The following is a 5,502-nucleotide window of genomic DNA, read 5'->3' as shown; positions in this document are numbered from 1 at the left end:
GTGGGGGTGGTTGGGTGTTCCGGCGGTGTCCTACTCTCCCACGACCTGTCGGTCGCAGTACCATCGGCGCTGGAGGGCTTAGCTTCCGGGTTCGGGATGGGACCGGGCGTTTCCCCTCCGCTGTGGCCACCGGAACACCGAACCACCCCCACCGTGTGAGGTGGGGGGTGTGGTGTGAAGTGGTGTGGACGCGAGCAGCAGTTCTCGTTGTGTGCGCATGTTGGCTTGGTCGACTGTGGTGTGGCCACCGACGACCCTGGGTGTGGGTGTTGGTGGTGTGTCGGGCAAGTCCTCGGCCTATTAGTACCAGTCCACTGAACGCCTTGCGGCGAGTACATGTCTGGCCTATCAACCCAATGGTCTGTTGGGGGCCTTAACCCTCTCAGGGGTGGGAGACCTCATCTTGGAACGGGCTTCCCGCTTAGATGCCTTCAGCGGTTATCCCTTCCGAACGTAGCCAACCAGCCGTGCCCCTGGCGGGACAACTGGCACACCAGAGGTTCGTCCGTCCCGGTCCTCTCGTACTAGGGACAGCCTTCCTCAAGTCTCCTGCGCGCGCGGCGGATAGGGACCGAACTGTCTCACGACGTTCTAAACCCAGCTCGCGTACCGCTTTAATGGGCGAACAGCCCAACCCTTGGGACCTACTCCAGCCCCAGGATGCGACGAGCCGACATCGAGGTGCCAAACCATGCCGTCGATATGGACTCTTGGGCAAGATCAGCCTGTTATCCCCGGGGTACCTTTTATCCGTTGAGCGACACCCCTTCCACAAGGTGGTGCCGGATCACTAGTCCCGACTTTCGTCCCTGCTTGACCCGTCGGTCTCACAGTCAAGCTCCCTTGTGCACTTGCACTCGACACCTGGTTGCCGACCAGGCTGAGGGAACCTTTGGGCGCCTCCGTTACTTTTTGGGAGGCAACCGCCCCAGTTAAACTACCCACCAGGCACTGTTCCTGGACCAGATCATGGCCCGAAGTTAGATGCCCAATTCGACCAGAGTGGTATTTCAACGTTGACTCCACCCGCACTGGCGTGCGGGCTTCACAGTCTCCCACCTATCCTACACAAGCCGAACCGAGCACCAATACCAAGCTGTAGTGAAGGTCCCGGGGTCTTTCCGTCCTGCCGCGCGTAACGAGCATCTTTACTCGTAGTGCAATTTCGCCGAGCCTGTGGTCGAGACAGCGGGGAAGTCGTTACTCCATTCGTGCAGGTCGGAACTTACCCGACAAGGAATTTCGCTACCTTAGGATGGTTATAGTTACCACCGCCGTTTACTGGCGCTTAAGTTCTCAGCTTCACCCGTGAGGGTTAACCGGTCCCCTTAACGTTCCAGCACCGGGCAGGAGTCAGTCCGTATACATCGTCTTGCGACTTCGCACGGACCTGTGTTTTTAGTAAACAGTCGCTTCCCCCTGGTCTCTGCGGCCCCACCCAGCTAACCCGCGAAGGGTTTCACCAGACAGGGCCCCCCTTCTCCCGAAGTTACGGGGGCATTTTGCCGAATTCCTTGACCACAGTTCGCTCGAACGCCTCGGTATTCTCTACCTGACCACCTGTGTTGGTTTGGGGTACGGGTCGCGTAGGAACTCGCTAGAGGCTTTTCTCGGCAGCATGGGATCACTCTGCTTCGCCTCAACGGCTATGCGTCACGTCTCAGCCTCATGGTGCCCGGATTTGCCTGGACACCGGCCTACACGCTTGCACCAGTACAACCACTCACTGGCGGAGCTACCCTCCTGCGTCACCCCATCGCTTGGCTACTACCAGGCAGGATCCCGCGCTCCCCTGTTCGGTCCCCGAAGGGACCTGCAGGTTCGGGCGGTTAGCACACCTGGGCTCGCCATGGACGCGCCTACACGAGCACGGGAATATCAACCCGTTGTCCATCGACTACGCCTGTCGGCCTCGCCTTAGGTCCCGGCTCACCCTGGGCGGAAAAGCCTGGCCCAGGAACCCTTGGTCATCCGGCGGCAGAGTTTCTCACTCTGCTATCGCTACTCATGCCTGCATTCTCACTCATACGGGTTCCACGGCTGGATCACTCCGCCGCTTCACCACCCGTATGACGCTCCCCTACCCAACACCACCACCGTTAGGTGTCCGTGGTGTTGCCGCGGCTTCGGCGGTGCGCTTGAGCCCCGCTACATTGTCGGCGCAGGACCACTTGACCAGTGAGCTATTACGCACTCTTTCAAGGGTGGCTGCTTCTAAGCCAACCTCCTGGTTGTCTGGGCGATCCCACATCCTTTCCCACTTAGCGCACGCTTAGGGGCCTTAGCCGGCGATCTGGGCTGTTTCCCTCTCGACTACGAACCTTATCGCCCGCAGTCTCACTGCCGCGCTCAACGCTCACCGGCATTCGGAGTTTGGCTGACTTCAGTAAGCTTGTAGGCCCCCTAGGCCAACCAGTGCTCTACCTCCGGTGAGTACCACGCGACGCTGCACCTAAATGCATTTCGGGGAGAACCAGCTATCACGGAGTTTGATTGGCCTTTCACCCCTACCCACAGCTCATCCCCCAGGTTTTCAACCCTGGTGGGTTCGGGCCTCCACACCGTCTTACCGGCGCTTCACCCTGGCCATGGGTAGATCACCCCGCTTCGGGTCTAGAGCACGCGACTATATTCGCCCTGTTCGGACTCGCTTTCGCTACGGCTACCCCTCACGGGTTAACCTCGCCACGTACCGCTAACTCGCAGGCTCATTCTTCAAAAGGCACGCCATCACCCGTACAAGTACGAGCTCTGACGGCTTGTAGGCACACGGTTTCAGGTACTATTTCACTCCCCTCCCGGGGTACTTTTCACCTTTCCCTCACGGTACTTGTCCGCTATCGGTCATCAGGAAGTATTTAGGCTTACCGGGTGGTCCCGGCAGATTCACAGCGAATTTCACGGGCTCGCTGCTACTCGGGCACGTCACCACGCCCTGATGAACAGTTTTCGTCTACGGGGGTCTCACCCTCTACGCCGGCGCGTCCCAACGCCTTCGACTAACCATCCACCACGACGCCCAGGGTCAGCAGCCCCCGGACATGACGCCCCACAACACCCCACCAGCAACACCTGCCAGCTATCACACAAGCGGGGTTTAGCCTCTTCCGCTTTCGCTCGCCACTACTCACGGAATCACTGTTGTTTTCTTTTCCTGCGGGTACTGAGATGTTTCACTTCCCCGCGTTCCCTCCACCCGCCCTATACATTCAGGCGGGGGTGACAGCCCATGACGGCTGCCGGGTTACCCCATTCGGACACCCTCGGATCACAGCTCGGTTGACAGCTCCCCGAGGCCTATCGCGGCCTCCCACGTCCTTCATCGGCTCCTGATGCCCAGGCATCCACCGTGCGCCCTTGACAACTTGACCAACACACCAACAACAACCACACACAGCAGCCGTCATCGATGCAACAACAACACAGTCATCAAGCAAACATGCCATCCACGCAAAAACTTTACGCAGACCAGAAAAAAGATGCTCGCGTCCACTATCCACTTGACAACCACAACCCGCAGACCACCACCGCCACTCCCCCAACCGGGAAAGGACCGCGATGACTGCCCAGAGACAACAGACCGGCCCCCACCCGTTACCGGAATGGGGGCCTGGTCGTCCTCTCAGGACCCAACAGTGCACCGACGCCCCACACCCGGCACGAGACCGGGACGCGGGAAATTCGTTTGTCAAGTTCCACGAACAAACCAAGTAAGCAACCACCCACCCAGCATGGGTAGGCGGCCCTCCCACCGGAATGACTGCTCGAGCCGGCCACCAAGACGATGACCTGTCACCCGAACACCACCGGTGATCCGAGGCAAAGCTCCTTAGAAAGGAGGTGATCCAGCCGCACCTTCCGGTACGGCTACCTTGTTACGACTTCGTCCCAATCGCCAGTCCCACCTTCGACCGCTCCCCCCCTTACGGGTTGGGCCACGGGCTTCGGGTGTTACCGACTTTCGTGACGTGACGGGCGGTGTGTACAAGGCCCGGGAACGTATTCACCGCAGCGTTGCTGATCTGCGATTACTAGCGACTCCGACTTCACGGGGTCGAGTTGCAGACCCCGATCCGAACTGAGACCGGCTTTACGAGATTCGCTCCACCTTGCGGCTTCGCAGCCCTCTGTACCGGCCATTGTAGCATGTGTGAAGCCCTGGACATAAGGGGCATGATGACTTGACGTCATCCCCACCTTCCTCCGAGTTGACCCCGGCAGTCTCCCATGAGTCCCCGGCATAACCCGCTGGCAACATGGGACAAGGGTTGCGCTCGTTGCGGGACTTAACCCAACATCTCACGACACGAGCTGACGACAGCCATGCACCACCTGCACACCAACCACAAGGGAGGACGTATCTCTACGCCTGTCTGGTGCATGTCAAACCCAGGTAAGGTTCTTCGCGTTGCATCGAATTAATCCACATGCTCCGCCGCTTGTGCGGGCCCCCGTCAATTCCTTTGAGTTTTAGCCTTGCGGCCGTACTCCCCAGGCGGGGCGCTTAATGCGTTAGCTGCGGCACGGAACCCGTGGAATGGACCCCACACCTAGCGCCCAACGTTTACGGCATGGACTACCAGGGTATCTAATCCTGTTCGCTACCCATGCTTTCGCTCCTCAGCGTCAGTATCGGCCCAGAGACCCGCCTTCGCCACCGGTGTTCCTCCTGATATCTGCGCATTTCACCGCTACACCAGGAATTCCAGTCTCCCCTGCCGAACTCAAGTGATGCCCGTATCGACCGCACGCCCAGAGTTGAGCCCCAGGTTTTCACGGCCGACGCGACACACCGCCTACGAGCTCTTTACGCCCAATAATTCCGGACAACGCTCGCACCCTACGTATTACCGCGGCTGCTGGCACGTAGTTGGCCGGTGCTTCTTCTCGACCTACCGTCAGCCCACAGAAAGTGGACCTTCGTCGATCGCGAAAGAGGTTTACAACCCGAAGGCCGTCATCCCCCACGCGGCGTTGCTGCGTCAGGCTTCCGCCCATTGCGCAAGATTCCCCACTGCTGCCTCCCGTAGGAGTCTGGGCCGTGTCTCAGTCCCAGTGTGGCCGATCACCCTCTCAGGCCGGCTATCCGTCGTCGCCTTGGTAGGCCATCACCCCACCAACAAGCTGATAGACCGCGGGCCCATCCCCCACCGAAAAAACTTTCCACCCCCGGACATGCATCCAGGAGTCCTATCCGGTATTAGACCCGGTTTCCCAGGCTTATCCCAGAGTGGAGGGCAGGTCACCCACGTGTTACTCACCCGTTCGCCGCTCGTGTACCCCGAAGGGCCTTACCGCTCGACTTGCATGTGTTAAGCACGCCGCCAGCGTTCGTCCTGAGCCAGGATCAAACTCTCCAACAAAAACCGTTAGAGACAGCCAACCCCATCCGAAGACGGAGAAGGCTTATCGCTGACAATACTCAAAGAAACCCCAACCAAAATTGGGGCCAAAACAAACAAAACGTCAGCACACTGTTGAGTTCTCAAAGGACGACCACAC

At 59.3% G+C, this 5,502-nt stretch carries 3 rRNA genes; all 3 read right to left on the bottom strand.

Features of this window, described 5'->3' with window-relative positions:
• Positions 1-17 precede the first annotated feature (17 nt).
• Positions 18-134: ribosomal RNA gene (gene rrf / locus ACFPBZ_RS29235) — 5S ribosomal RNA — on the bottom strand.
• 146 nt (positions 135-280) lie between these two features.
• A 23S ribosomal RNA gene (locus tag ACFPBZ_RS29230) occupies positions 281-3,371 on the bottom strand.
• A gap of 462 nt (positions 3,372-3,833) precedes the next feature.
• Positions 3,834-5,363, bottom strand: a 16S ribosomal RNA gene (locus tag ACFPBZ_RS29225).
• The 16S, 23S and 5S rRNA genes sit together here, the layout of an rRNA operon.
• Positions 5,364-5,502 lie beyond the last annotated feature (139 nt).

The sequence above is a fragment of the Actinomycetospora atypica genome, from assembly GCF_042653685.1.
Taxonomy (GTDB): domain Bacteria; phylum Actinomycetota; class Actinomycetes; order Mycobacteriales; family Pseudonocardiaceae; genus Actinomycetospora; species Actinomycetospora atypica.
The sequence above is the reverse complement of the archived record's forward strand: the minus strand, read 5'-3'. Positions and strand labels throughout refer to the sequence as shown.